Here is a 2948-nt window from a genome sequence, read left to right on the forward strand (position 1 = left end):
ATGAAAAGGATTATTACAATAGTATTATTGGTGTTAATAGGGTGCATGGACTCCATGGCACAGCAATTACCTCAATTTACGCAGTATATGTATAATACAATTGCTATAAACCCGGCATATGCAGGAAGTAGAGAGGCATTGAGTATTGTTGCATTGAATCGTAATCAATGGGCAGGTTTTGATGGAGGTCCACAAACGATGACTTTATCTATTCATTCACCATTGCGTAATGAGAAGGTTGGTTTAGGACTTTCATTTATAAAAGATCAATTAGGATATGAGGATTTCACTTCTATCTATGCGGATTTTTCGTATACGATTCAAGCAAGTGAATCTATGGAGATTTCCTTTGGATTAAAAGGAGGTGCTTCTAATTATAAGTTAGATGATGAGTTGTTTGTTCCAGGAGGGACTTTTGGTAGCCAAATGGAATTACAGTCGGTATTGGACGATCCTTATTTTAATGAGAAGTTGAATACATGGAACATGAACTTTGGAGCAGGAGTTTTATTCCATACTCAGAAATGGTATGTAGGACTTTCGACTCCAAGAATCATCAACTATGATAATAATGAGAGCGATGAATACGAAGGATTAGATAGAGTGCATTACTATTTATTAGGAGGGTATGTATTTGATTTGAGTAAGTCAATCAAGTTCAAGCCATCATTTATGGTAAAGCATGTAAAAGGAGCGGCTTTATCTACCGATGCTACAGCAAACTTTTTGTTTAATGAGAAGTTTTGGTTAGGCGCTTCGTATAGAATCAACGATGAGCAGCGAGCTTTTGGAGCCTTTGCAGACTTCCAGGTATCAAGACAATTTAGAGTAGGTTATGCCTATGAGATACCAACAGGAGAGATAAGACCATACACATCAGGATCCCATGAGATCTTTTTAATGTACGAATTTAAATTCTTGAAGAACAAACAAAAATCTCCAAGATACTTTTAAACCATATAAAGATGAACACGATGAAAAATATAGGACTTTTAGTATTAAGTATATTGATCAGTACATCTGTATTAGGTCAAGAGCAAGAGAGTCAAAGCGGAAAACAAAAGCGAGCACAGCGTCAGTATGACAGTTTTTCTTTTGTAAAAGCGACAGAGAAATATGAGAAACTAGCAGATACGACAGTAAACCAACGCGCATCAGTGCGTAAGTTGGCCGATGCATATATCATGCTACGTCAACCGGAAAAGGCATTGCCTTTATACAAGCGAGCAGTAGAAGATCCAGCAGTACCGCATGAGTATTATTTATACTATGCACAGACCTTAAGAGCCACTGGTGATTATAAGGAGTCTAAAGTATGGATGAAGAAGTACAAAGAAGCAGGAGGCGAACAAGATTCAAGAACGAAAGAGTTTTTTAAGAACGGAGACTTGGCTAGTGGAATTTTCAATTCAAATGACAAGAACACCTTAAGAGATTTAAATATCAATACAGAGTATAACGACTTTGGGGCAGTAGAATTAAACGATCAATTGGTTTTTGCATCCTCACGAGATGATGGTGTTTCTACCCAGCGTTTATATGCTTGGGATGAGCAGCCTTTGATGGATGTATTTGTGGCAAGTAAAGAAGGAGGAAGTGTAGAAGGAACAGAGAAACTAGTAGGAGATGTAAATACAAAGCATCACGATGGACCAGCCACTTTTAATGGAGATGGTACATTGATGTTCTTTTCAAGAAACAATTACTATGATGACAAGGCGATTAAAGATGAAGATGGTATTATGCATGTTGGTATTTACAGTGCAGAACTGGTAGAAGGTCAGTGGGTCAATGTAAAGCAAGCGAATGTAAACAGTGCAGCTTATACAGTATACCATCCGAGTTTAAGTAAGGATGGAAAACATTTATACTTTGCCTCAGACATGCCACATGCTGATGCGCAAGGAGGTATGGATATCTATGTAAGTGAAGTAAAAGAAGACAATACCTTAGGAGCACCAAAGAATATGGGGCCTGTTGTAAATACAAAAGGACACGAGGTGTTTCCATTTATTCATCAAAAGGATGATGAGAGTACCTTATACTTCTCATCCGATGGTCATGTAGGTTTAGGATTGATGGACGTATTTGTAGCAGTTGAAGGAGACAATAATGAGATTGTAAATGTGATCAATCTAGCGTCACCTATTAATAGTCAGAAAGATGATATCGGTTATTACTTAGCCGAAGATGGATTATCAGGTTATGTTTCTTCAAACAGAAAAGGCGGAAAAGGAGGCGATGATATTTATGGATTTGACCGTATACCAGCCTTGATAATGAAAGGTACGATAACTGATGCGATAAACAACAAACCAGTTGCAGGAGCAAAGGTTGTTTTAACTAGAGAGAACGGTGAAGAATTTATAGAATTTATCACGGAAGCAGATGGTACTTATGAAACGATTGTTCCAAGAGATGAAGATTTTATCTTAAAAGGATCGAAGGAGAAGTATCAAGATGCAGAAGTAACGTTTAGTACCAAAGGAATCGATACACAAACAGAGGTAACGGTAGATTTAAACATCAACTTAATACCAGTAGAAGATGTAGTTGTGTTGGCAGACTTAGAGACGATTTATTTTGACTTTGATAAGGATTATATCCGACCAGATGCAGCATTAGAGTTAGATAAGGTTGTAGACTTAATGGTGAATGAATATCCAGGTATGGTTATTAGATTAGAGTCACACACCGATAGTAGAGCAGATGACGATTATAATATGGGCTTGTCTAACAGAAGAGCGAAGTCTACGTATGATTATTTGATAGAGAACGGTGTTGATGCAAGTAGAATAACGAAGTACGAAGGCTTTGGAGAATCGCAGATGGTAGCAATAGAATTACCAGATGGTAAGACAAAGAAGTGTACAAACGATGTAAGATGTTCAGAGGATGAACATCAATTAAACAGAAGAACAGAATTTATCATCATAAAGATGAAATAA

General features: G+C 37.2%; 2 protein-coding genes. Both read left to right on the forward strand.

From position 1 onward, the window contains the following. Positions 1-954, forward strand: a 954-nt coding sequence (locus RM519_RS13880; protein ID WP_311594429.1) for a PorP/SprF family type IX secretion system membrane protein, incomplete at its 5' end; no start/stop codon positions are given. An 11-nt stretch (positions 955-965) separates the two neighbouring features. Further along, positions 966-2948, forward strand: a complete 1983-nt coding sequence (locus RM519_RS13885; protein WP_311594430.1) for an OmpA family protein — start codon at positions 966-968, stop codon at positions 2946-2948.

Origin of the sequence: Urechidicola vernalis (assembly GCF_031846385.1) — a bacterium.
Classification (GTDB): Bacteria; Bacteroidota; Bacteroidia; order Flavobacteriales; family Flavobacteriaceae; genus Urechidicola; species Urechidicola vernalis.